Genomic DNA, 21,930 nt, shown 5'->3' with positions numbered 1-21,930 from the left:
TCGCAGCCGAGCGGTCGGCGGCTACCCGACCGAGGCGAACACCACCCGGGGTTCGAGTCCGAGGAAGGCGGCGTAGCGAGCCGAGGCGTCGTGGATCGCGTCCAGTTCGGGTTCGGCCAGCGCACGGTGCGGGCGGAGCTCGAACGTCGCCGCCTTCGCGGTGAGCGTTCGACGCATGGCGGCCACGAGCTGCGCGTCCACGAGGGCCATGCCGATTGCCGTCTCGCGTTCGCGCGGCACGACGCCGTCGGCATCGAGCAGCCAGCGCGAGTCCTGGTATCCGCGGTACATCTCGTCGAGCACCTGCAGCAGGTGCGCGGTCGGCCCTTCTTGGGCATCGGATGCCGCGACGGCCGCCTCGGCATCCGCTGCGTGCAGGAACGTGCGCCCGTCGTGCTCGAACGACGCGAGCCCCTCGCCGGCGGCGGAGATGCCTCGACGCACGTCGCCGAGGGTGAGCGTCGCCCAATACGCGAGGTCGCGCTCGGTGGCCGGGCCGTGCGACGTCAGGTAGCGAACGGCGAGCTCGGCGAGCGCCTCGTCGCGTTCGAGCCTGCGGGGCCGGCGCACGCGCTCGGCGAACAGCGCATACGTGTGCTCGCCGTCACGAGGAGCACCGCTGCAGACGAGCAGGTGCAGTTCGAGGTGCGCGAGCAGCAGCATCAGCTGCTGCCCCGTGAGTGCCACGCCTCGATCGGCGAGCGCGGTCGACAGCTCGGCGCGCGTTCGGCCGGGCGTCTCGGCGAGGATCGCGACGACGAGGTCGGCGAGCGCCGTCAACTCGTCGGCGAGCGGCCGCAGCTGCTGGTCGATCGTCGGCAGCACGCGCGGCGCCGTGAGCTCGATGAGCCAGGCCGCGTCGTCGGCGTGCACGTAGTGCCAGGTCGGGCGCAGCACGTGGGTGCGCAGGACGCGCCCATCGGCCAGGGCTGTCTCGAGGTCACCGGCATCCGGCGCCGCCGTGCGCGTCGCGACCGCCCACGCCGACTGCGACGGATTCTCGGCCTGCACGCCCAGCAGCGAGCGCACGACCTGCTCGGCGTCGGCTGCGGGATCGGAGAGGTGCTGCGAACGCAGACGCCGTCGGGCGAGGTCGCGATCGGTGGTCATCCCTGCAGCCTAGGGGCGACCCGCGGAGCGGCGTCCGATCCGCGGGTCGGCGACCGATTCGCGGGTCGGCGACCGATTCGCGGGTCGGCGACCGCAGCGGGGCAGCGGGGTCACGCACCTGCGGCACTCCGCACCGCACGATCGGCATCACGCGGGCGCGTACCTCGCCGCGATGATGCCCGACTCGGAAGCCTGCGCCCCGAGAAGTCGCAGCCCGACCGGCTGCGGGGACCGCAGGCGGATCTCGCCGTCGCCGACGATGAACGGGTGGATGCCCGCGTGCACCTCGTCGACGAGCCCGGCGGCCATGAGCGTCGAGGCGAGCTGTCCGTAACCGTGCGAGATGATCGAGGCGTACCGATCGCGGAGGCCGCGCACCGCCTCGGCGACGTCGCCCTCGATGAGGGTGGCGTTCCAGTCGAGGGGGCCGGTGAGGGTGGTCGACGCCACGTACTTGGGCAGCGCGTTGTAGTGGGCGGCGAACCCGCGGTCGTCGGTCTGGGCGGGCCAGTACTCGCGGAAGAACTCGTAGCTCTCCCTGCCCAGCAGCACGGCGTCGGCGCCGAACACCAGCGCGTCCGACGCGCGTTGCACGCTCGCATCGTCGGGGTCGAACCACTGCTCCATCTGGTCGAACACTCCGTCGAGCGTCATCTCGAACGAGATCGTCACGGTTCCCATGCCCTCCAGCATGCGCCGACGGCGAGCGGATGTCACGGGCCGGCGCCCGCGCTCAGGCGGCCACCGCGTCGAGCCAGGCCTGCCAGCGCGCGGCGGCTGCCGCGGCATCCGTCTCACCGAACAGATGGTGACCGACGCCCGCAGCCCAGTGGCCGCGGAAGAACCTGAGGAGCCCATCGGCGGAGCGCACGCCCAGCGTCTCGGCGGTCACGAAATCGACCACGCCGGTGATCGGCTCGAGTCCGGTCGGGGCGAGGGCCACCGCGTCGCCCACCGCGACGTCCGGGCGACCGCCCCGGGGCGACTCGGATCCCGCGACGCCGAGGTCTGCCAGCATGGCCACCCAGCGCCGGTCGTTGTCGCCGAGCGGCGTCGAAGCCGCGACGGCGATGCCCGGGCGTCCGCTGAAGTGCTCGAGGTACTCGACCAGCGTGTGCCGGTACTGGCGTCCGCCGGCGACCATCGCCTCGTACTCGTCCTCCCAGTCGTCGCCCGGCAGGAATCCGCTCGAGACGATGCGCAGCACCGTGCTCGAGGAGTCGCGCGCCTCGATGAGGAACTCCATGGCGAAGAACCGCCCGTCGGGGGCCTCTGCACCGCGGAAGGCGAACCGGCGACCCGGGTCGTCGGCGACGATCGTCGAGTCCTGCGAGTAGTCGCCCATGCGCGTGCGCACGACGCCCTGCTCACGATCGACCTCGGTGGCCCCCATGAACCACGAGGTGAGCCCCGGGCCGGTCGCGATCGCGTTCCACACGGCGTCGGGCGTGAGCTCGAACGAGAGCTCGGCGGCATCTTCGAATGCGTGCGACGTCACCCCTCGTCGGTCCGGCGCGGTTCGGCGCTCGGGTGCAGTGCGACGACCAGTCGGTAGTCGCGACCTCGCGGTGCCGACCCGTCGTGATAGCGATTCGCGAGCGCCATGACCGCGTCGCCCAGCTCTTCGGCGAACGCGGCGCGATCGGATGCCGAGGCGAACCGGATCTCGCCGTCGAGCGCGAACGTGGCCAGGGGCTTCGAGGCACGCTCGGCGCCCGAGATGATCGAGCCGACGTCTTGCACGAGCCGCGCTGCGAGCGCGAGCAGCCAGCGCGCCGACAGTCGGTCGGGCGCCCGGCTCGGATCGGGGCGGACCGATGCGAGCGCGGACGGCGTGATGACGTACGACGCGGCCTTCGCGCGCATCACGCGCTCGACCATGTTGCCCTTCTTGCGCTCCTCGACGAGTTCGATGAGCCCGTGCTGCTCGAGCGCGCCGAGGTGGTAGTACACCTTCTGCCTGGGCAGGCCGAGCATGGCCCCGAGCGTGCTCGCCGAGTTCGGTTCGACGAGTGCTGCGAGCAGGCGGGAGCGGATGGGGTCGAGTGAGGCGATGGCGGCATCCGGGTCCTCGATGGCGGCCACGTCGGGAAGCGCGACCGGCTCGGCTCTCCCATCGACGAGGACGGTCATGCGCCGGAGGCCCGGGTCTCGCCGGCAGCATCGCCGGCCTTCGGCCGCAGCGTGCGCACCGTGACCCCGTTGGGGTACTCGACCGCGTCGACGAGGTCGAACGCGATGCGCGTCGTGAACAGCGGCAGGCCACTGCCGAGCACCACCGGATGCACCGTGAGCCGGTACTCGTCGATCAGCCCGTGCGACGAGAGGTACTGGGCGAACGCCGCACCTCCCGAGGCCCCGATGGGGCCGCCCGGCAGCGCCTTGAGCCGCGGGATCTCGTCTTCGGGCGCCGCGGTGGCGAGCGTGGAGTTGACCCAGCTCGCGCGTTCGAGCGTCTTCGAGAAGACGACCTTCTGCACGCCGTTCATGACCTCGGCGATCGGCCCGTCGGCGTTCGCCCAGCTCTCGGCCTGGCCCTCGTAGTTCTTGCGGCCCATGAGCACCGTGTCGAGGCCGCCGAGCACCTGCTGCGTCGAGGCCATGAGTTCGGGGCTGAAGTTCGGGAAGACCCAGTCGAGCCCGCCGTCGTCGGTGGCGACGTATCCGTCGAGGGACACGTTCATTCCGAGAGTCACTGTTCGCATGATCGACCTCCGTGTCGGGTGGGCCTCCGCCGGAATCCCCCCGGTCCGTGCTCACAGGACGAGTCTCCTCTTGACAAATGAATTTGTCAAGACAAAATCTCTTGTCTAACCCGGATGCTCACCGCACGGCTCGTGCCGACGCGGTGACGGCCGCGATCACGGGCGGCCACGCTCGGGGCGGCAACTCGTGACCGACCCCGTCGAGGGCGACGAACCGGGCTCCGGGGATGTCCGCGGCGAGCGCCTCCCCGTTGCCGATCGGGAACAGCGGGTCATCGGTGCCGTGCAGCACGGTCGTCGGCACGCGGATCTCCGAGAGCCGCTCGCGCCAGCGCGCCGGCTCGACGATGACGTCGGGCTCCGGCTCGTCACGGTGGCGATCGGGCGACCTGCGCACGGTCGCGGTCCAGATGGCGCGTTCGTGCGCCTCGTCGAACTCCGTTCCGGCGTAGGCGCGGTCGACGTCGACGTGGTACTCGACGACAGATGCCTCGTCGGCCCAATCCGGCTCGGGCACCGGGTCGGCCCACGCGCGCATCATGCGCTCCGAGACCGGAGGCAGGTCGACATCCGGGTCGTACGGGCTCGCCGGTCGGGTGGCGATGAGCGTGAGCGACAGCACGAGTCCCGGATGCTCGATCGCCACCACCTGCACCGCGAACCCGCCGGCCGAGAGTCCGAGCCAGTGCGCCTGCGCGCGGCATCCGTCGACCTCCGCGACCGCCTCGAGCACCGCGATCGCGTCGTCGACCGCCGTGCCGAGCCCGCCCAGCCGCTCTCCCGCACGGCCGCGGGTGGTGCGGCCCGTGCCGCGCTGGTCGTAGCGCGCCACGCGGAATCCGCGCTCGACGATCGCGCCGCAGAACTCCGGCCGCCACCAGTCCATCGAGCACTCGGCGCCGGCGACGAGCAGGACGAGCGGATGCCGGGCGTCACCCGCGACCTCGGTCGCGAGCACGGCGCCGTCGGGACGCTCGACGCGCAGCGCTCGCAACGCGGCATCCGTCACTCCGGCCTGATCGCGCATGCGACCATGATGCCCGGGCGGGCACGCCGCGTCACGGGGTTGCGCAGCGCCGTGCAGGGCCCAGCAGCCCTCCGTCACCGCACCAACGACGCCTCGGCGTCGAGCCGACCCAGCTTGTGCGGGTTCGCGATCGAGAAGATGCGCGTGATGCGCCCGCCCTCGACCTCGAAGCAGATGGCTCCGGCGAGTGCGCCGTCGACCTCTCCACGGATCGCCGGATGCCCGTTCACCCACGTCGGCCGCGCCTCGAACGGCAGCCCGAGCTTCGCGAGCCCGCCGAGCAGGTAGCGGGCGATCTTGTCGGCCCCGACGATGGGGCGGCGCGCGGCGCCCTTCACGAACCCGCCGCCGTCGGCGACCGACACCACGTCGGGCGCGAGCACGTCCATGAGGCCCTGGAGGTCGCCCGAGTTCACGGCCGCGACGAACCGGGCGACGACGGCCTCCTGCTCGGCGCGCTCGACCGTCACCCGCGGTCGCCGTGCGGCGACGTGCTCCTTCGCGCGGTGCGCGATCTGCCGCACCGCCGCCGGGGACTTGTCGACGGCCGATGCGATCTCGTCGTACGGCACGTCGAAGACCTCCCGCAGCACGAACACCGCGCGCTCGGTCGGCCCGAGGGTCTCGAGCACCGTGAGCATCGCGATCGAGACGCTCTCGGCGAGCTCGACGTCGTCGGCGACATCCGGGCTCGTGAGCAGAGGCTCGGGCAGCCACTCCCCCACGTACGACTCGCGAAGGCGCGCCCTCGCGCGCAGGTGGTTCAGCGCCTGTCGCGTCACGACGCGCACCAGGTACGCGCGAGGGTCGCGCACCTCGCTGCGGTCGGTCGCATCCCAGCGCAGCCACGACTCCTGCAGCACGTCTTCGGCGTCGGCCGCGGAGCCGAGCATCTCGTAGGCCACCGTGAAGAGCAGCCCACGATGGGTGACGAACGGGTCGTCGTCGATCATGAGCCAGAGCCTACGACGGATGCCGCGGCATCCGTCGATGCGACCGTCGCGCGCTGCGCGAGCGGGGGCAGCTCGCACGCGTCGGCGTAGCCCTCGGAGTGGATGCCGAGCGCCACGTTCATGCGCGAGCTCATGTTCATGAACGCGACCTTGGCGGTGAGCTCGATGAGCGCTGCCGGCCCGAGTGCCGCGAGCAGCGCGGCCGAGAGCTCGTCGGTGACGGCAGGCGGGGTCTGGCTCATCGCCTCGGCGTACTCCATGACGTCGCGTTCGAGCGGGGTGAACGCGGTGGATGCACGCCAGTTCGGCACCTCCCGGGCCTTGTCCTCGTCGAGGCCCTCGTTGTGCGCCTTGTAGTAGTTGAAGTCGAGGCACCAGCTGCAGCCGATCGTCGCGGCCGTCGCCATCACGGCGTAGCTCGCGAGGTTCCGGTCGAGCTCGTGCATCGCCTCGACCTTGCGGCCGATGCCCATCGATGCCCGCATGAGCGCGGGATGATGCGCGAGCACGCCCATCGAATCGGGCACCCGGCCGAGCATGCGGCGGGCGGCGACCTTCACGACGGCGCCGAAGACTCCGGTCAGCTCGGTCGGGGGGATGCGGGTCTGGGTGGTCATCGTGTCCTCCTGCGATCATCGACGGCCGGGGTTCGGTTCCCGGATGATCCGTCGACATGGAGACACCAGCCGACGCGCGCGTGTGACATCCGTCGTGGAGGAACGTTGGGACGAGGGCCCGGTAACCGTCACACCGTCGACGTGTGCTGCGGTGATGGCGTCGATGAGTCGGGCCGACTCAGGAGTCGACCGGTGCGGCTGCCACCGCGCCGCCTGCGCGTGGCCGTGAACATCGCCAGCAGTTCCGCCCGAGCGAGCCGGTACTGCTGAGTGTCGAGATACCCGTTGTGGCGGGCGACGGTCCACAGGTAGGTCCTCGGTGCACGTTCGGTCGCGCCGCGGTCGATCAGGTTCCCCTTCGATCGATAACTCGACACCGGGAATCCGAGGTAGTCGGTGCGGCGCCAGAGGCTCCGCCAACGCGGTGCCTGTCTTGATTGAAGGTCGCCGCCGAGCAGATCGACCAGCGATGGCGGTTCCTCCGGCGCGGGGATCGGTTGCTGGCGGTCGATCCACTCACGTCGGACCTGCTCCTCCCATGGGTCGAGCGCGAACAGCTTCGGACCGACCGTTCCGTGTACCCCGAGCACCCGGGCTCCGAAAACCTCCGGGAAGAACCTGCTGAAGTATGCGCGGAGCTGCACGCCGTAGGTGAGCAATGCGATGCGCGACGTATCGGGGGGCCCGAGCGGCTCTCCGGCCTCCCGCCGACGCTGGGCCTCCTCCAATTCAGCGCCGTGCATGGCGAAAATTGCCGCGACAGCGAGCGTCGCACCCATCGAGTGCGCCGCGATGATGACCCGACGACCCTCCGAGCCTTCGCCATGGAGCCATTCGCCGAGGCGCTCCTGCATCTCTGGCACGGTGCGCTCCGCGTAGCACGGCGGCGTGAACGGGTGGCCGGCCCGCGGAAAGAAGCAGATGATGTCCCAGACCAATCCGAGTGGTCGTTCGGTGGACGTGGCCGCGTTCGTGACGACCCACGCCACCGCTGCCAGCGAGAGAAGCCCGAGCGCCCAAGACGATAGGTCCGTCAGCCGTTGCCAGAATTCCTGGCCTGCAAGGTATTCGGCGGCGTATGGAACCGCGAGCGGCACCAATGCGACCGCGGTGAGGATCGCGAGCAACCGCAGCATCGGCTCGCCTCGGTGCGCGAGGCTCGCGACTCTTCGCGCCGAGACGACCTTGCGATCCTTCTCGTCATGGTCCTTGAGCCCTCGGGGGTAGTCGGCCGTCGGATCGGCCGTTCCGGCACGATTGCGGTCCGGCGAGGTCGCGGCGTTCGCGGCAGGAGGTCTGAGGGTCGGCACGGTGAACCGCGCATAACGGCGCAGGGCACTGCTGGCCCCGATGGCCACGACGACGATGAGGATGCCGAGGATCGCGACGAGGCTCGCAGCAAAGCGCTGGTAGAAGAGCGGCGGATCGAGCGGTGGTTCACCGGGCTCGAGGATCGCTCGACGGAATCCGCTGATCTTCGGCGATCCCGCGGGCGCTGCGAGCCAGGCGTATGCCCCGACGACCATCAGGCTGGTGATGACGAGTGACGCGAAGAGCGCGACCAGCAACGCGACCGCTGCTGCGTTCCCGTGCCATCCGAGTAGCCTCCTCGCCGTCTTTTCGTGCCTCGAGTGCAAGGTGTAGCCGGCGATCACGGCGAGGAGTGTCAACCCGATCGCGGCGATCGACCACCAGCGCTGCCATGCCGAGCCGAACTGCTCGCGCCAGACCTCCGCCACGACGACCGAGACGAAGGCGCCGGTAAGCAGCACCCACGCGATCGGTCGCTGCCAGCCGTAGCCCCATGTCAGGCTGGCGACGGCGATGAGGGCGCAGATCGTGCTGATGACCCCCGGGGCGATCGCCAGGCCGAGTGCCTTGCCGTCGTCAGGGACATCGGTCGAGTCGGGCATGAACGTCCAGATCAGCCAAGCCAGGTAGGCGCAGACCGAACCGACGAGGAGGACGGACGACCACGCACGCTTGGATCTCGTCGACCACCGGGCGTTGGACAGTCCGGCGGCCGCGGTCATGACCAGCGATCCAGCGAGCAGCGCGGCCCCCGCGAGGACACCGATGAGCGGCACCAAGTGCCCAGCCGGATCCAGCGACAACCAGGACGCCGGGTCCCACTCATGCCCGTTGCCCGCCGCCCCGATCCACGCATCCCAGGCGAGCAGGAACAGCACGAGCGCGATCGATGCAGCGAAGTGCGCACGTTCTGAGGTATGCGCCACCTTCGAACGGCGCCAGAACCCCTTCGATTCGAGCAGCGGCGGGAACTCCCCCGGCTTCGGGCGTTCGCCGCGCATCCAGCGCAGTGCGTTGCTTCGCTGCTTCCGATCCTCCGCGGCCTCCGTCCGGGTGATCGTGTCGGAGACGTCGCGGTTCGGGTCGAACTGTCCTCTCGCCCGCAGCCCGATCAGGTAGATCACGAGGATGACCAGTATCGGGAGGATGCCGAACACGGCGGACCGTTGCAACGGGCCGAGGGCTGCGATGCCGTCGAGCCACCCGGGCAAAGCAGCACACGGCTGGTGATCGCGGAGGCACTGGACCGCGATCAGGTCGACGCTCACCGACATGAAGGCGACGACGTAGAAAAGTGTCTGGAGGACAGCGAACATGCGGATGGCGATCGCTCCGGGCCCGCCGTCCCACCATCGGGAGCTGGCTTCCTCGCCGGGGATCTGGCGTCTGGCCCAGTATGCGAGATTGCACAGCCCGAACGGGAGCACGAAGAGCCAACCGAGGTGCACGAGTGCACGACTGATCACCGCGAGTGCCGAGCCGCCACTACGGGCGAGATTGCCCCACGAGTAGGCCTCGGTACGGAGGTCCGATTCGTCTTCCGGAGGGTCGGCAGCCATCCAGAACGAACCGAATTCGTCGCCGTCGACGCGAACAACCTCGTCTTCGGCGACGCAGAGCATCGCCGCAGGCGGCGCGTTGGCGATCCCGTGGACCCGCAGTTCGAGCACCGTCGGCTGCCGGTTCATCGAACCTCCCCCCGGGGCTGATGACGACCAGATCCTATAACCTGACAAATCCTCACGAGAAGCCCCCAGAGCGAGGGCGCCTGCTCGAGGACGTCGCGGATTCGCTCGTACGGGCTGGACGGACTCGGCTAGGGTCGCCGGTATGAGCGACCAGTCCGATCCGACGCTCGACCCGCCGGACGAACCGGCCGTCGAGGTCGAGACGGGTCTGCGTCACGCGCCGCACCGCCCGCCCGCAGAGCTCGTCGTGGCGGTCGTGCTCGGGTACGTCACGGGCATCGCGCAGATCGTCGCGGGCATCGCGGTGATGTTCGGCCGCTACCTGCCCGACACGAGCGCGAGCGAACGCTTCGTCGTCACCGTCGTGGGGGCCTGCGTCGTGCTGCTCGGCCTGTTCGTGATCACGATCGCCGCCGGGCTCACGCGTGCGAGGCGCGACGCCCGCGTGCTCGTGACCGTCCTGCTCGGCCTGACGATCGCACTCGACGCGGTCATCCTGATCGCCTCGCCGGATCAATGGTTCGTGATCGTGGACCTCGTGCTCGTGGCCGGCGCGATCACGGTGCTGTGGACGGGTCGAACCGCGCGGTTCTTCGCACGTAGCGCAGGTGCACGAACCTGATCACCTCGATGAGCGCGATGCTCACGACCGACACGACGAGCACGAGCGCGGCGGTCACGATCGACGGATCGACGAAGACCAGGAACTCCGTGACGAGCGGCACCGAGTAGACGAGGATCAGGCCGAGCATCATCGACCCGATGATGAGGATCTTCCAGCCGTCGATCGGACGCGAGAGCACCGTGAGGATCCAGAGCCCGATGATGGTCAGCAGCAGCGTGGATCCGGTGCGCAGCTCGTCCTGACCGATGCCGGCCTGCGTCGCCAACCAGCTGTAGACGAAGAGCGCGACCGCCACGACGACGCCCGTCGGGATCGCGAAGCTCAGCGATCGCCGCAGGAAGCCGGGCACGTACCGGCGCGCGTTGGGCATGAGCGCGAGGAAGAACGCCGGGATGCCGATCGTGAGCCCGTCGATGACCGACAACTGGCGCGGCAGGAAGGGGAACTGCAGCACGAACAGGCCGAAGAGCACCGCCAGCCCCGTTGCGTAGACGGTCTTGGTGAGGAACAGCATCGAGACGCGCTCGATGTTCGCGATCACCTGCCGCCCCTCGGCCACGACCCTCGGCAGGTGCGAGAACCGGCCGTCGAGCAGCACGATGCGCGCGACCGCCTTGGTGGCCGCGGCGCCCGACTCCATCGCGATGCCCATGTCGGCCTCCTTGATGGCGAGCGCGTCGTTCACCCCGTCGCCCGTCATCGCGACCGTGTGGCCCGCCTCCTTCAGCGCGACCACGATGGCCTTCTTCTGCTGGGGCGTCACGCGGCCGAACACGAGGTGCCGCTGCAGCAGCTCGGACAGCTCCGCGGGGTCCTCGGGCAGCTGCCGCGCGTCGAACCCGACCGCCGCGTCGAGGCCGACGCTCCGGGCGATGGCCGCGACGGTGTCGGGGTTGTCGCCCGAGATGATGCGCACGGCGACGCCCTGCTCGGCGAAGTACGCGAGCGTCTCGGCGGCGTCGGTGCGGATGCGCTCGCGGAAGGTCAGCAGCGCGACCGGCGTGAGCCCGGCCGGAAGCGCCTCGGCCTCCTCGTCGAGCGGCGACGTCGAGTGTGCGAGCACGAGGGTGCGGAGCCCGGATGCCGCGAGCTCGCGCGCATCGCCCGCGAGCCGGTTGTCGGGGAAGACCATCTCGGGCCCGCCGAGCACCCAGCTGCCCGCGGCATCCGTCGGGGCATCCGTCGCCGCATCCGAACCGGCGGCGAACTCGAAGGCGCTCCACTTGCGAGCGGACGAGAACGGGATGCGTGCGATCGGCTCATGCGAGGGTGCGTCGCGGTACGCCTCGGCGAGACAGCGGGCGGTGGCGTTCGCCTCGGGATCGCCGCCGGCCCATGCGAGCGCGCGGCGCCAACCGTCTGGGGTGACGCCACCGTCGACCGGGTGCTCGGCGTCGAACGCGATGGTGCCCTCGGTCAGAGTGCCGGTCTTGTCGAGGCAGATGAGGTCGACCCGCGCGAGGCCCTCGACTGCGGCGAGTTCCTGCACGAGCACCTGCTGTCCGGCGAGCTTCACCGCGCCGACCGCGAACGCGATGCTCGTCATGAGCACGAGTCCGAGCGGGATCATCGCCACGAGCGCAGCGATCGTGTTCACCGCGGCCTGGCGCCAGTCCCCCGACTCGAACGCCTGCTCCCAGCCGCCGAACACCATGATCTGCGCGTTGAAGACGAGCAGCGCGATCGGCCCCACGATCCAGCTCACGACCCGCAGCACCTTGTCGATCGACGAACGCAGCTCGCTCGCGACGAGCGAGAACTTCTTCGCCTCGGCGGCGAGCTTGTTGGCGAACGAGTCGGCGCCGACCCTGACCACGACGGCCTCGCCCTCGCCGGCGATCACGATCGAACCCGACAGCACCTCGTCGCCCGGCACCTTGTCGACCGCGTCCGACTCCCCCGTGAGCATCGACTCGTCGAGCTGCAGGTGGGCGGATGCCACGACGCGCGCGTCTGCCGGAACCTGATCGCCCGCGCGCAGCACGAGCAGGTCGTCGAGTACGACGTCGGCGACGGCGATCTCCTGCGCGTCGCCGGCGCGACGCACCCGCGCACGCGGCGCGTGCAGGAGCGCGAGCTTGTCGAGGGCGGCCTTGGCCCGGAACTCCTGCACCGAGCCGATGATCGTGTTCGCGATCGCGCTGAACCCGAAGAGCGCGTCCTGCCAGCGGCCGAGCAGGAGCAGCACGAGGAAGCACGCGGCGATGATGCCGTTGAACAGCGTGAGCACGTTCGCGCGGATGATGCTCGCGGCGCTGCGGCTCGACTGCTGCGAGAACGCGTTCGTGCGTCCGTCGGCGACGCGCTGCGCCACCTCGGCTTCGGTCAGGCCCACGGGAGTCTCGACATCCGTCGCGCTCATGGGGCGAGACTACCGGCGGGCGCGCGATCGGGGCAGTGCGGGGCGGAGCGCGCGCTCGGCTGAAGTGGGCTCTACGCGGCCGGATCCGTCGTGTCGTCGATGGTGACGTAGAGCTTGCGAACGGTTTCGAGCACGTGCCAGACGCCGCGCCATCCGCTCGGCATCACGAGCGTGTCGCCGGCGCCGAGCGTGATCGGCGCCTCGCCGTCGACCTCGATCACGACCCGCCCCTCGAGGAACTGGCAGATCTCGGTGTAGCCGTCGCGGGTCGCGGTGAAGCGCCCGGGCGTGCACTCCCAGTAGCCGACGTCGAGCCCGGCACGGGCCCACAGGGTCGCGGACGCCTCGAGCACGCCGTCGGTGGTCGCGGTCGGCTTCGGCGTGCGGGCGCCGAGGTCGCGAGCGAGCGGGTCGAGGCCGGCGACGGTCGCGATCGAAGGGCGGGGTGCGGATGTCTCGGGCATGGAGTTCTCCTCTGCGGGGTCGGAGCGGGGTCGGGGCGGGGTCGGAACGGAGCCGGCGCGAGGTCGAGCCGGGGTCGGGGCGCGCCTCAGCGCCCGGCGACGAGGTCGGCGACGTGCGCGATGGGCGAGGTGGTCGCGCGGCCGCGCAGCTCGGCGCGATCGGCCGCGTGGTAGGCGCCGTAGATCGCCTGCACGGCGAGCCACCGCAGCGGCTCGACCTCCCACTTGCGCGCGCGGTGACCCACCCACGGCAGGCGGGTGAGCTCGGTGTCGTGCCCGAGCACGAGGTCGCGCAGCGTGCGGCCGGCGAGGTTCGTCGCGGTGACACCCGTGCCGACGTATCCACCGGCCCAGCCGAGGCCGGTCGCCGGGTCGTGGCCGACGGTGGCCGCCCAGTCGCGCGGCACGCCGAGCACCCCCGACCAGGCATGGTCGATCGCGGCATCCGCTGCACTCGGGAAGAACCGCGCGAGCAGCGCGCCGAGGCTCTCGATCGTGCGCTCCTGGGTGCGACCGTCCTGGTCGACGCGCGAGCCGTAGCGGTAGGGCACGCCGCGCCCGCCGAACGCGATGCGGTCGTCGGCGGTGCGCTGGGCGTACATGTACACGTGCGCCATGTCGCCGAGCGTGTCGCGCTCGTTCCAGCCGATCTCGTCCCAGACGGATGCCGCGAGCGGCTCGGTCACGATGAGCGAGGAGTTCATGGGCAGCCACGTGCGGTGCTCGCCGTGCAGGTCGGGCGTGAAGCCCTCGGTCGCGCGCAGCACGTGTGCGGCGCGAACGGTGCCGTGCTCGGTGCGCGCCTCGCCCGGGCGGATCTCGGTGACGGTCGTGTTCTCGTAGATCGTGACGCCGAGTCGCTCGACGGCGGCGGCGAGGCCGAGCACGAGCTTGGCGGGGTGCACTCGCGCGCAGTGCGGATGCCAGGCCGCGCCGAGCACGCCGAAGACGTTCACGCGATCGGCGGCCTGCCGGGCGTCGAGCAGCACGAGGTCGGTCGCGGGCCAGTCCTGCTCGGAGGCCGCGTAGCCCCGCAGCCGCGCGAGCTGGGCGGGCGTGGTCGCGACGTTCAGCTCGCCGCCCTTGCGGATGTCCGCGTCGATGCGCTCGACGCCCGCGACCCTGATGACCTCGTCGACGGCCTCGTTGAGCGCGACCTGCTGGGCGATGGCGGCGTCGCGGCCGTGCTGCTTGACGTACTGCGCGCGGCCGCCGGTGACCGAGTTGGTGAGCCAGCCGCCGTTGCGGCCCGACGCGCCGTAGCCCGCGAAGCGGCGTTCGAGCACGGCCACCCTGAGGTCGGGCTGGTCGCGCTTGAGGTAGTACGCCGCCCAGAGGCCGGTGTATCCCGCACCGACGATCGCGACGTCGACGTCGAGGTCGCCGGGCAGGATCGCACGGGGGGTCGGCATGCCGACCTGCTGGAGCCAGAACGAGACGCCGCCGTTCGTCGTCATGGGGGTTCCTTCCGGGGGCGGGTCGCCGAGGCATCCGCGTCGCTGAGATATCCGCCTGTTTTACAACAGTGTTTTGAAACGTAGCGGCGACATGGCAGGCTGTCAACCGAGGCCGACGAGCGGATGCCGCGGCCGCCCCCGACCGCAGAGGAGCGCCCGTGCCGATCGACGTCGACACCGACGAACGCCTCGCCGACATCGCCCGCGCAACGGTCGAGGTCGCGCGCGAACGCGGCACGCGCGCCGTCACCCTGCGGGCCGTCGCCGAGCGGCTCGAGCGCTCGACCGCGTACATCACCAACTTCGTGCCCTCGCGCGCGCACCTCATGGCCAACGCCCTCGACCACGCGCGGACCCAGTGGGACGTCGAGCGCCGCGAGCACCTCGGCGACCTCGTCGGCGTCGAGCGCCTCGCCGCCCTGACCCGCTGGATGTGCTCCTCCTCCCCCGAGGAGAACGTGCTGCGCAGCCTCTGGATCGAGGTCATCGCCGACGTGCGCGGCGCGAACCGTCACGCCTACGAGGTCGTGCGCGGCGTCACGGATGCCACCTACGGCAAGTTCCTCGACGGCGCCGGGCATGTCGCCGCGAACGACGGCGAGCCGGTCGACCACGAGACGGCGGCGCACATCGCCGACATCCTCTACCTCTACTGCCGCGGCTACGAGGTCAAGGCCGTCGAGGATCCCACTGTCTGGACCGACGAGCGCGTGCAGGCCTCGCTCGAACTGCTGCTGCGCACGCTCGTGTTCGACGACGCGCTCTCCCGCTGATCGACCGCCGGCACGTCACGCCGTCGCGAGATGCGACACCTGCTCGGCGACGAGCACGACGGCGAGCACGACCATCGCCGCCCCCGAGACGCGCGAGACCACGTTCAGCGCGGTCGGGCGCGAGCGCAGCACGGCCTTCGCGCCCGCACCGACCACCGAGTACACGATCGCGCAATTGCCGACGAAGATCAGGCCGAGCACCGCGAGCTGCACCGGGATCGGCCACGCACCCGCGGTGTCCGTGAACTGCGGCAGCAGCACGACGAGCACGAGCAGGCCCTTGGGGTTCAGCCCGCTGACGCCCGCGCCCTGCGCGAGTCGCAGCCAGGGGTTCGTCGCAGACCGGGGAGGGGCGGATGCCGCGGGCGGCCCGGCGGCCTCGGCAGGCCCTGCGCCGATCACCGCCACGGTCGCCGCGGCATCCGGAACCGCGAGGACATCCGGAACCCCGGCGGCGATCGTCGCGACCTCCGGAGGCCGCCGCAGCACCCGGATGCCGAGCCAGGCGAGGTACCCGGCCGCGCCGAACGTGAGCACGACGAGCACGAGGGGCAGCGCGGCGACCGCCGCGCCGACGCCCACGGCGACCGCGACGACGGCCGCGAGGTAGCCGACGAGGATCCCGGCGAGGGCGGGCACGATCGACCGGTCGTGCAGGCCCGCGGCGATGATGTACGCCCAGTCGGGGCCGGGCAGCACGACCATGAGCGTCATCATGCCCCAGCAGGCGAGCAGCAGCTCGGGGTTCATCGTGGAGCCTCCTCTCGCGCGACCGGCTCGGTCGACACGACGAACCTAGGCCGGATCGCCCGGAAGAGGCTTCCGAAGTTCACCCCGCAGCGTTTGCTTCGTGGAAGGATTCACCCCATGGACGCGATCGATCGCAGAATCCTTGCCGAACTGCAGCTCGACGGGCGGCAGAGCCTCACCGAGCTCGCCGAGCGCGTGCAGCTGAGCATGTCGCCGACGCACCGCCGGCTGCGCGCGCTCGAGACCTCCGGAGCGATCACCGGGTACCGAGCGGTGATCGACCCCGAGGTCGTGGGGCTCGGCTTCGGCGCGCTCGTGTTCGTGACGATGGAGTCGGCGAACCAGGCGACGATCCCGGCCTTCGACGAGGCGGTCGCGAAGATCCCCGAGGTGATCCAGGCGCTGCGGCTCTTCGGCGACCCCGACTACCTGCTGCGCGTCGCCGTGCCCGACCTGCCCGCCTACCAGCGGCTGTGGGACGAGCGGCTCTCGGCGCTGCCCGGCGTGCGCCGCGTCGAGTCGACCCTCGTGATGAAGACGATCGTCGACGACCGGCCGCTGCCGATCTGAGCCCCGCTCGCTCATCGCGCGGACCCGAATGGTCGCCTCAGAGGTGTCGAGGCGACCATTCGCGTCCGCGCGTGAGGTACTGGGTGACGGTTGCCGGGTGACGGGTGCCGGGTGACGGGTGACGACCGGGAGCGGGTCAGCCGAGCCCGCCCTCGAAGCGCGTCGGGCCGTCGCCGGCGAGGGCGACGCGGATGCGCTCGACGTGCCATTCGGGCACCTCGCCGAGGTCATCGAGCGCGAACCAGCCGACCTCGGTCATCTCGCCGTCGGCGGGGTACGGGTCGCCGTCGATCCACGTGCAGCGGAACACGAGGTCGAGGTAGTCGACCTGGTCGCCGTTCACGTGCGTCGTGCGCGGCATCTGGTGCACCCAGGCGAGGTGCTCGACGCGGATGCGCACCCCGGCCTCCTCGAGGGCCTCGCGTGCCGCGGCATCCGCCGGCTCCTCGCCCGGGTCGACGATGCCCGTGATGGGCGTGAGCGCACCGTTGTCGGAGCGCCGCCCGAGCAGCACCTCGTCGCCGCGCACGACGACCGCGGTGATGCCCACGAGCGGGATGGGCGCGTGTCCGATGTGTCGGCGCAGGTCGAGCACGAATTCGGGAGTGGCCATTCGGCCACGCTACGCGAGCGGATGCCTCGGCGGCACGTTCGGCCGCCGCGGCATCCGCTCGCTCTCCGACGTCATGCCGCGAGCCGCCCGACCGCGCGGGCGCGGATGAGCACGGCCTGCCCGTCGATGTACGACACGGGCAGCTCCTCGATCGCGACGACCTCGATCGTGTCCGGGTCCGCACCCGCGAGCCGCGCTCGCTCGGCGGCCTCGCGACCGGCATCGGCGACGGACTCGCCGCGGTCGCCGTCGGTGCGGTAGATGCGCTCGACCTGGCCGGCGATCTCGCCGAGGGCGGCGCCCACCGCGTTCGCCGCGCCGAAGTGGTCGGGGCGGATGAGTTCGCCCACACTGTCGAGCTCGTCGGGCGCGATGATGCTGCCGCCGCCCACGAGGATCACCGGCACGGGTGCCGCGCTCGGCTTCATGCGGTCGATCGTCTCCTCGAGCAGCTCCCGGATCGCCCGCCAAGCGGCATCGCCGACCCGGCGGTCGATCTCGGGAGCCGAGACGCCGTCGATGCGTGCGCCGCCCACGGCGAGCGCGACGTCGGTCGCGGTGAGCGTTCCGCCGCCGAACGCGAGCGCCTCGATGGGCAGCCGGTAGCCAACGCTGTCGGGCCCGAGGGCGACGACCGGCGCACCCGGCCCGCCATCGCCGACGACGGATGCCGCGGCATCCGCTCGCACGACGGTGCCGCCGCCGAGGCCGACCGAGAGCACGTCGGGCATGCGGAAGTTCGTGCGGATGCCGCCGATGTCGACGGCGTGTGACGACTGGCGCGGGAACCCGCCGACGAGCACGCCGATGTCGGTCGTGGTGCCGCCGATGTCGACGACGAGCGCGTCACGGGCGCCCGAGAGGTGCGCGGCGCCGCGGATCGAGTTCGTCGGCCCGCACCCGATCGTGAGCACCGGGAACTCCAGCGCGTACTCGAGCCGCATGAGCGTGCCGTCGTTCTGGCCGAAGAACGGCTCGGCCGGGATGCCGCGGGCGGAGAGCGCCGCGACGAACCCGTCGGCCATCGACCGCAGCGTGCGCATGAGCGCCGCGTTCAGCACGGTCGCGTTCTCGCGCTCGAGCAGGCCGAGCGAGCCGATGCGGGCCGAGCGCGAGACGGGCACGTCGAGCACCTCGGCGACGAGCTCGGCGACGCGCTCCTCCTGGCGTTCGTCGATGGGCGAGAACACGCCGACGACGGCGACCGCATCGACCTCGCCGCGCATGCGTTCGCACACCTCGCGGATCTCGAGCTCGTCGACCGGCGCGAGCACGCGGCCGTCGACCTCGTAGCCGCCGCCCACGAGGTACGCGTGCTCGCCGATCGCCGCTCGAAGGTCGGCGGGCCACCCCTCGAGGGGCGGCACGGCGGTCGTCGCAGGCGCACCGAGACGCAGCACGCCGACGCGGCCGAGGCCACGCCGTTCGACGATCGCGTTGGTGCAGTGCGTCGTGCCGAGCATGGCGTGCGTGATCGTCGCCGGGTCGACTCCGGATGCCGCGAGCACGGCGTCGATCGCCGCGGCGACCCCGTCGCCCGTGTGCTCGGTCGTGGGCGACTTGACGGACGCGACGACGCGCAGCGCCTCGTCGAGGATGACGGCGTCGGTGTTCGTGCCGCCGACGTCGATGCCGATGCGATGTCCCATCAGGCGGCGTCCTCTCGTGCGGGTTCGGGTGCGGGGGTCGGGGCGGGCGCTGCGAGTGCCGCGGGTGCGGGGGCTGCGGCCTCCGTGGCGGCTCGCGCCGCGGCGAGCGCCTCGACGGGCGCCCAGTCGACGTCGTAGCCGAAGTGCGCCGGGCCGGCGTTCGCGAGCCCGACCTCGGTGCGCCACTTCTCGTTGCACGGCATGCCGATCACGGTCACGCGGGCGCCGTAGCGCAGCGCCTCGGTCGTGATGGGGTGGCCGGTCGCCTGGTCGAGCACCGCGATCAGGTCGGGCGTGACCGCGGCGAGTTCGCCGTCGCGGCGCGCGAGCAGCATCTCGTTCTGGAAGTCGAGCCGGAACGCGTGGCCGCGGTCGCCGCCCGTGCCCTCGAGCTCGGCGGCGCCCTTCGTGAACCCGCCCTCGAACTGGCGGCGCAGGTCGACGACCTTGCCGTCGAAGAGCCGCACGGCGTCGAGCTCGGCGCACAGGGCGGCGACGCGCTCGTCGTCGCGCAGCGCGTTCGCGCCTCGGCCGAGCAGGATCCGCCCGATGCGCCGCGCGACCTCGAGCGTGCCGGGGATCGCGCACTCTCGCACGACGTCGCCCCCGTAGGCGTAGTCGACCATGGTCGCCGCACCGCCCATCTCGATGGTCACGGCGCGCGCGAGCCGCTCCGACCAGACCCCGTCGACGGGCCTGCTCACGACCTCGTTGCCGTGGTGGTCGACGAGCACGGTCGTGCCCGGGCCGTAGCCCGCGAGGTGGAACGTGACCATCTGCGCCTCGGGGAAGGCCCGGCCCATCGCGTCGGCGTCGACGATCGGCAGGCCGCTCACCGCGGCCGCGGCGATCGGGATCATCGAGTTGCCTCCGCCGATCTCGATCGGCATGACCGCGGTCGGCGTACGCCCCGTGACGCGTTCGAGCGCCGCGAGGGCGAGCCCCAGCTCGGACTCGGCCATGATGCGCTCGATGTCGACCGAGGGGGCGCCGATGCCGCCGATGGGCACGACGTAGTCGTCGTCGCCCAGGTCGTCGACGCCGATCACCCGCACGGGTCCGTGCAGGCGGATGAGCCGCTTCGCGATGAGCGAGCCGACGTGCGGGTCGCCTCCTCCGCCGGTGCCGAGCACGGCGGCGCCGAGCGCGATCTCGTCGACATCCGCCTCGGTGATGAACCGCTCGGCGATCACGGCGTCGCCGCGGGTCACGAGGCGACCTCGTCGGGCTCGCGCTCGGCCGGGGCGGGAGCCGCGGCATCCGACCGGACCCGTCGGGCGACGAGCCCGAGCACGAGGTAGGCGACGAAGCCGGCCAGCAGGCCGTCGAGCGCCGGGATCGTGGTGAGGTCGAACAGGCCGAGGCCGAGGCCGTCGGCGGGATGCGTCGCGGCGAGGGCGACGAAGATGCCGATCGCCCAGGCCGCGATGGCCAGCGGATGCACCGCGCGCTCCTGCTCGGCCGGCGTGAACCGGCCCGCACGGTGGTCCACGACGAACGCGGCGACGTACACGCCGCCGAACGGGGCGATCACGATGCCGATGGCCGAGATGAACGGGATGAAGCCGTCGGCCGCGCCGAGCACGGCGATCAGGATGCCGACCACGCCGCCGATGACGGTCAGCACGCGGCGGTTGAGGCGCCCGTCGACCGACGCGAAGCTGAGGGCGGCCGAGTAGATGTTCGAGGTGTTCGTGGTCCACTGCGCGAGGATCAGCACGATCACCGCGGCGCCGCCGAGCCCCAGCAGGAAGAAGATCGTCATGAGCTCGGTCTCTCCCATGACGCGCGCCAGCACGAGTGCGACGACGACGATGATCGAGTTGCCGAAGAAGAACCCGACGAAGCCCGCGGCCATGGCCTGCCTGGGCGTCTTCGCCCAGCGCGCCATGTCGGGCGCCGTCACGACGCCGAGGATGAAGATCGCCATGACCAGCGAGACGGCGCCGCCGAAGGTGAAGACGACGTCGACCGGTGTCGAGAGTCCATCGGTCCCCTGCGTCGCGAAGCCGACGATGACGCCCAGGAGCAGGAGCACCAGCAGCGCGGGCACCGCGAGGGAGCTGAGCTTCGAGATCGAGCGGTACCCCCACAACGCGGTGAGGGCCATGAGGGTGCCGCCGACCAGCGTGAAGATCCAGACCGGGAGGTCGAGTCCGGTGAGCTCGCCGAACGCGATCTGGGCGTTCGAGCCGAAGAAGCCCGCCTGCACCGCGAACCAGCCGAGCAGGCTGAGGCTCAGGGCGATGGCGAGCACGGCGCCTCCGATGCGGCCGAAGACCACGCGCGAGATCATCGCGGTCGACAGGCCGGAGACGGCGCCGACGTAGGCGCACGCCATGGCCATCAGGCCGAGCAGGGTCGAGCCGACGAAGGTCGCGAGCATCGCCGCGCCGAAGTCCATGCCCGCGGCGAGCTCGATGCCGAGGAACGCGCCCGAGAGGTCGATGCCGATCGCGATCCAGACGGCGGCGATCGACCACCATCCCTTGCGCTGGTCGGCGGGGACGACGCCGTGTTCGTAGTCGGTGGTGTTCATGCTGATCCTTCGGGGGAGGATGCGAGCAGCGAAGCGAGGTGGCGCCAGGCCAGGTCGAAGCGCTCGCGGTAGACGTCGGGTGAGTAGTGCGTGAGCTGGAGGAACAGCCCGTCCATCACCACGAGGAAGAGGGCGGTGAAGCCTTCGGAGTCGTCGACGGCGAACCTGCCGTCGGCGACTCCCTGCTCGTGGGCGTGCTTGACCGCACTCGCGAGGGTCGATTCGGAATCGAGGAAGATCTCGCGGAGCCCCGCACCGCTCGCCCCGGATTCGGCGATGGCGGCGCGCAGGCTGAACTCGGCGAGGTCGGGGCGGTCACGGTAGTACGCCTCGATGCCGCCGAGCAGGTGTCCGAGTCGTTCGAGCGGCGGCATCTCGGAACTCGAACGTGCGAGCTCCTCGAAGTACGCGGTGTGCTCGACGGACACCTCGGCGTAGACCGCCTCGTACAGCGCCTCCTTGCTGGGGAAGTGCGCGTACAGCGAGGGCGTCTTGATGCCGACGGCCCCGGCGATCTCGCGCAGGCTGGCCTCGGCGTACCCCTTTCGCGCGAACACGGTGCGTGCTTCGGAGAGGATGTCAGCTCTGGTCATCTGCCTGCCTAACGATCATTAGTTAGGGAGACTGTAGACCCACGGATGCCGCTGCGCAAGCGTTTCGTCGGAGGCCTCGCGCACGACCGCGCCCACCGCGACGGATCACGGCTCGCCCGAGCCG

The 21,930-nt window shown here is 71.2% G+C and carries 21 protein-coding genes; 3 read left to right on the top strand and 18 right to left on the bottom strand.

Translation table 11 applies throughout. The annotated features are described in order from the left end of the window. Positions 1-21: 21 nt before the first annotated feature. From BM342_RS05470 to BM342_RS05430, 9 genes are all read right to left on the bottom strand, one after another. Complete coding sequence (locus tag BM342_RS05470) at positions 22-1,110, bottom strand: winged helix DNA-binding domain-containing protein (RefSeq protein ID WP_092964434.1); 1,089 nt, start codon at positions 1,108-1,110, stop codon at positions 22-24. Positions 1,111-1,257: 147 nt separating this feature from the next. Further along, positions 1,258-1,791: a dihydrofolate reductase family protein gene (locus BM342_RS05465; RefSeq protein WP_177232066.1), complete on the bottom strand. Its 534-nt coding sequence runs from the start codon at positions 1,789-1,791 to the stop codon at positions 1,258-1,260. 52 nt (positions 1,792-1,843) lie between these two features. After that, entirely contained in the window at positions 1,844-2,608 is a 765-nt protein-coding gene (locus BM342_RS05460) for an SRPBCC family protein (protein WP_092964432.1), read from the bottom strand. After that, positions 2,605-3,243 (bottom strand): ArsR/SmtB family transcription factor, encoded by a 639-nt coding sequence (locus BM342_RS05455; protein ID WP_092964431.1) that lies wholly within the window; start codon positions 3,241-3,243, stop codon positions 2,605-2,607. Before BM342_RS05455 ends, BM342_RS05460 begins: the two co-directional genes overlap by 4 nt. Continuing rightward, entirely contained in the window at positions 3,240-3,815 is a 576-nt protein-coding gene (locus BM342_RS05450) for a dihydrofolate reductase family protein (protein ID WP_092964430.1), read from the bottom strand. Before BM342_RS05450 ends, BM342_RS05455 begins: the two co-directional genes overlap by 4 nt. Before the next feature lie 118 nt (positions 3,816-3,933). After that, positions 3,934-4,842, bottom strand: a complete 909-nt coding sequence (locus BM342_RS05445; RefSeq protein WP_092964429.1) for an alpha/beta fold hydrolase — start codon at positions 4,840-4,842, stop codon at positions 3,934-3,936. Positions 4,843-4,916: 74 nt separating this feature from the next. Continuing rightward, the gene (locus BM342_RS05440; RefSeq protein ID WP_092964428.1) at positions 4,917-5,795 is read right to left on the bottom strand and encodes an RNA polymerase sigma-70 factor; all 879 of its coding nucleotides are present in this window, start codon (positions 5,793-5,795) and stop codon (positions 4,917-4,919) included. Then, positions 5,792-6,412, bottom strand: a complete 621-nt coding sequence (locus BM342_RS05435) for a carboxymuconolactone decarboxylase family protein (RefSeq protein ID WP_092964427.1) — start codon at positions 6,410-6,412, stop codon at positions 5,792-5,794. The genes BM342_RS05440 and BM342_RS05435 overlap by 4 nt, the downstream gene beginning before the upstream one ends. A gap of 128 nt (positions 6,413-6,540) precedes the next feature. After that, positions 6,541-9,411 carry a hypothetical protein gene (locus BM342_RS05430; protein WP_092964426.1) on the bottom strand — a complete coding sequence of 957 codons (2,871 nt, stop codon included), beginning with the start codon at positions 9,409-9,411 and terminating at the stop codon, positions 6,541-6,543. Between the two features lie 142 nt (positions 9,412-9,553). Here BM342_RS05430 and BM342_RS05425 point away from each other — a divergent pair, with 142 nt between their 5' ends. Continuing rightward, the gene (locus tag BM342_RS05425) at positions 9,554-10,033 is read left to right on the top strand and encodes a hypothetical protein (RefSeq protein WP_092964425.1); all 480 of its coding nucleotides are present in this window, start codon (positions 9,554-9,556) and stop codon (positions 10,031-10,033) included. Here BM342_RS05425 and BM342_RS05420 read toward each other — a convergent pair. The 3 genes from BM342_RS05420 to BM342_RS05410 form a co-directional block, all read right to left on the bottom strand. Beyond that, positions 9,969-12,398 (bottom strand): HAD-IC family P-type ATPase, encoded by a 2,430-nt coding sequence (locus tag BM342_RS05420; RefSeq protein ID WP_092964424.1) that lies wholly within the window; start codon positions 12,396-12,398, stop codon positions 9,969-9,971. The two genes, BM342_RS05425 and BM342_RS05420, sit on opposite strands and share 65 nt — an antisense overlap. A 71-nt stretch (positions 12,399-12,469) precedes the next feature. Then, a complete protein-coding gene (locus BM342_RS05415) occupies positions 12,470-12,862 on the bottom strand; it encodes a cupin domain-containing protein (RefSeq protein WP_092964423.1) in 393 nt (130 codons plus the stop codon). Between the two features lie 86 nt (positions 12,863-12,948). Next, positions 12,949-14,319, bottom strand: coding sequence for an NAD(P)/FAD-dependent oxidoreductase (locus tag BM342_RS05410; RefSeq protein WP_092964422.1), 1,371 nt, complete (start codon positions 14,317-14,319; stop codon positions 12,949-12,951). Positions 14,320-14,477: 158 nt separating this feature from the next. On the opposite strand from BM342_RS05410, the gene BM342_RS05405 reads away from it, so the two are divergent. Continuing rightward, the gene (locus tag BM342_RS05405; protein WP_092964421.1) at positions 14,478-15,092 is read left to right on the top strand and encodes a TetR/AcrR family transcriptional regulator; all 615 of its coding nucleotides are present in this window, start codon (positions 14,478-14,480) and stop codon (positions 15,090-15,092) included. 15 nt (positions 15,093-15,107) lie between these two features. On the opposite strand, the gene BM342_RS05400 is transcribed toward BM342_RS05405, so the two are convergent. Further along, complete coding sequence (locus BM342_RS05400) at positions 15,108-15,842, bottom strand: LysE family translocator (protein ID WP_092964420.1); 735 nt, start codon at positions 15,840-15,842, stop codon at positions 15,108-15,110. A 117-nt stretch (positions 15,843-15,959) separates the two neighbouring features. Here BM342_RS05400 and BM342_RS05395 point away from each other — a divergent pair, with 117 nt between their 5' ends. Then, positions 15,960-16,412 carry an Lrp/AsnC family transcriptional regulator gene (locus BM342_RS05395; RefSeq protein WP_092964419.1) on the top strand — a complete coding sequence of 151 codons (453 nt, stop codon included), beginning with the start codon at positions 15,960-15,962 and terminating at the stop codon, positions 16,410-16,412. A gap of 136 nt (positions 16,413-16,548) precedes the next feature. On the opposite strand, the gene BM342_RS05390 is transcribed toward BM342_RS05395, so the two are convergent. The 5 genes from BM342_RS05390 to BM342_RS05370 form a co-directional block, all read right to left on the bottom strand. Then, a complete protein-coding gene (locus tag BM342_RS05390; protein ID WP_092964418.1) occupies positions 16,549-17,025 on the bottom strand; it encodes an NUDIX hydrolase in 477 nt (158 codons plus the stop codon). A gap of 71 nt (positions 17,026-17,096) precedes the next feature. Further along, positions 17,097-18,674 (bottom strand): hydantoinase/oxoprolinase N-terminal domain-containing protein, encoded by a 1,578-nt coding sequence (locus tag BM342_RS05385; protein WP_092964417.1) that lies wholly within the window; start codon positions 18,672-18,674, stop codon positions 17,097-17,099. Then, positions 18,674-19,885 (bottom strand): DUF917 domain-containing protein, encoded by a 1,212-nt coding sequence (locus tag BM342_RS05380; RefSeq protein WP_255368545.1) that lies wholly within the window; start codon positions 19,883-19,885, stop codon positions 18,674-18,676. Before BM342_RS05380 ends, BM342_RS05385 begins: the two co-directional genes overlap by 1 nt. Beyond that, positions 19,882-21,213, bottom strand: coding sequence for a cytosine permease (locus tag BM342_RS05375; RefSeq protein WP_092964416.1), 1,332 nt, complete (start codon positions 21,211-21,213; stop codon positions 19,882-19,884). Before BM342_RS05375 ends, BM342_RS05380 begins: the two co-directional genes overlap by 4 nt. Further along, the gene (locus BM342_RS05370; RefSeq protein WP_092964415.1) at positions 21,210-21,806 is read right to left on the bottom strand and encodes a TetR/AcrR family transcriptional regulator; all 597 of its coding nucleotides are present in this window, start codon (positions 21,804-21,806) and stop codon (positions 21,210-21,212) included. Before BM342_RS05370 ends, BM342_RS05375 begins: the two co-directional genes overlap by 4 nt. Positions 21,807-21,930 lie beyond the last annotated feature (124 nt).

It is taken from the genome of Agromyces sp. CF514, assembly GCF_900113185.1.
Lineage (GTDB): Bacteria > Actinomycetota > Actinomycetes > Actinomycetales > Microbacteriaceae > Agromyces.
This window is presented reverse-complemented; position numbering and strand designations above follow the sequence as displayed.

Coding starts and splice junctions, on each gene's coding strand:
- BM342_RS05470 (WP_092964434.1), bottom strand. CDS start 1,110: ATGACCACCGATCGCGACCTCGCCCGACGGCGTCTGCGTTCGCAGCAC.
- BM342_RS05465 (WP_177232066.1), bottom strand. CDS start 1,791: ATGGGAACCGTGACGATCTCGTTCGAGATGACGCTCGACGGAGTGTTC.
- BM342_RS05455 (WP_092964431.1), bottom strand. CDS start 3,243: ATGACCGTCCTCGTCGATGGGAGAGCCGAGCCGGTCGCGCTTCCCGAC.
- BM342_RS05450 (WP_092964430.1), bottom strand. CDS start 3,815: ATGCGAACAGTGACTCTCGGAATGAACGTGTCCCTCGACGGATACGTC.
- BM342_RS05445 (WP_092964429.1), bottom strand. CDS start 4,842: ATGCGCGATCAGGCCGGAGTGACGGATGCCGCGTTGCGAGCGCTGCGC.
- BM342_RS05440 (WP_092964428.1), bottom strand. CDS start 5,795: ATGATCGACGACGACCCGTTCGTCACCCATCGTGGGCTGCTCTTCACG.
- BM342_RS05435 (WP_092964427.1), bottom strand. CDS start 6,412: ATGACCACCCAGACCCGCATCCCCCCGACCGAGCTGACCGGAGTCTTC.
- BM342_RS05430 (WP_092964426.1), bottom strand. CDS start 9,411: ATGAACCGGCAGCCGACGGTGCTCGAACTGCGGGTCCACGGGATCGCC.
- BM342_RS05425 (WP_092964425.1), top strand. CDS start 9,554: ATGAGCGACCAGTCCGATCCGACGCTCGACCCGCCGGACGAACCGGCC.
- BM342_RS05420 (WP_092964424.1), bottom strand. CDS start 12,398: ATGAGCGCGACGGATGTCGAGACTCCCGTGGGCCTGACCGAAGCCGAG.
- BM342_RS05415 (WP_092964423.1), bottom strand. CDS start 12,862: ATGCCCGAGACATCCGCACCCCGCCCTTCGATCGCGACCGTCGCCGGC.
- BM342_RS05410 (WP_092964422.1), bottom strand. CDS start 14,319: ATGACGACGAACGGCGGCGTCTCGTTCTGGCTCCAGCAGGTCGGCATG.
- BM342_RS05400 (WP_092964420.1), bottom strand. CDS start 15,842: ATGAACCCCGAGCTGCTGCTCGCCTGCTGGGGCATGATGACGCTCATG.
- BM342_RS05395 (WP_092964419.1), top strand. CDS start 15,960: ATGGACGCGATCGATCGCAGAATCCTTGCCGAACTGCAGCTCGACGGG.
- BM342_RS05390 (WP_092964418.1), bottom strand. CDS start 17,025: ATGGCCACTCCCGAATTCGTGCTCGACCTGCGCCGACACATCGGACAC.
- BM342_RS05385 (WP_092964417.1), bottom strand. CDS start 18,674: ATGGGACATCGCATCGGCATCGACGTCGGCGGCACGAACACCGACGCC.
- BM342_RS05375 (WP_092964416.1), bottom strand. CDS start 21,213: ATGAACACCACCGACTACGAACACGGCGTCGTCCCCGCCGACCAGCGC.
- BM342_RS05370 (WP_092964415.1), bottom strand. CDS start 21,806: ATGACCAGAGCTGACATCCTCTCCGAAGCACGCACCGTGTTCGCGCGA.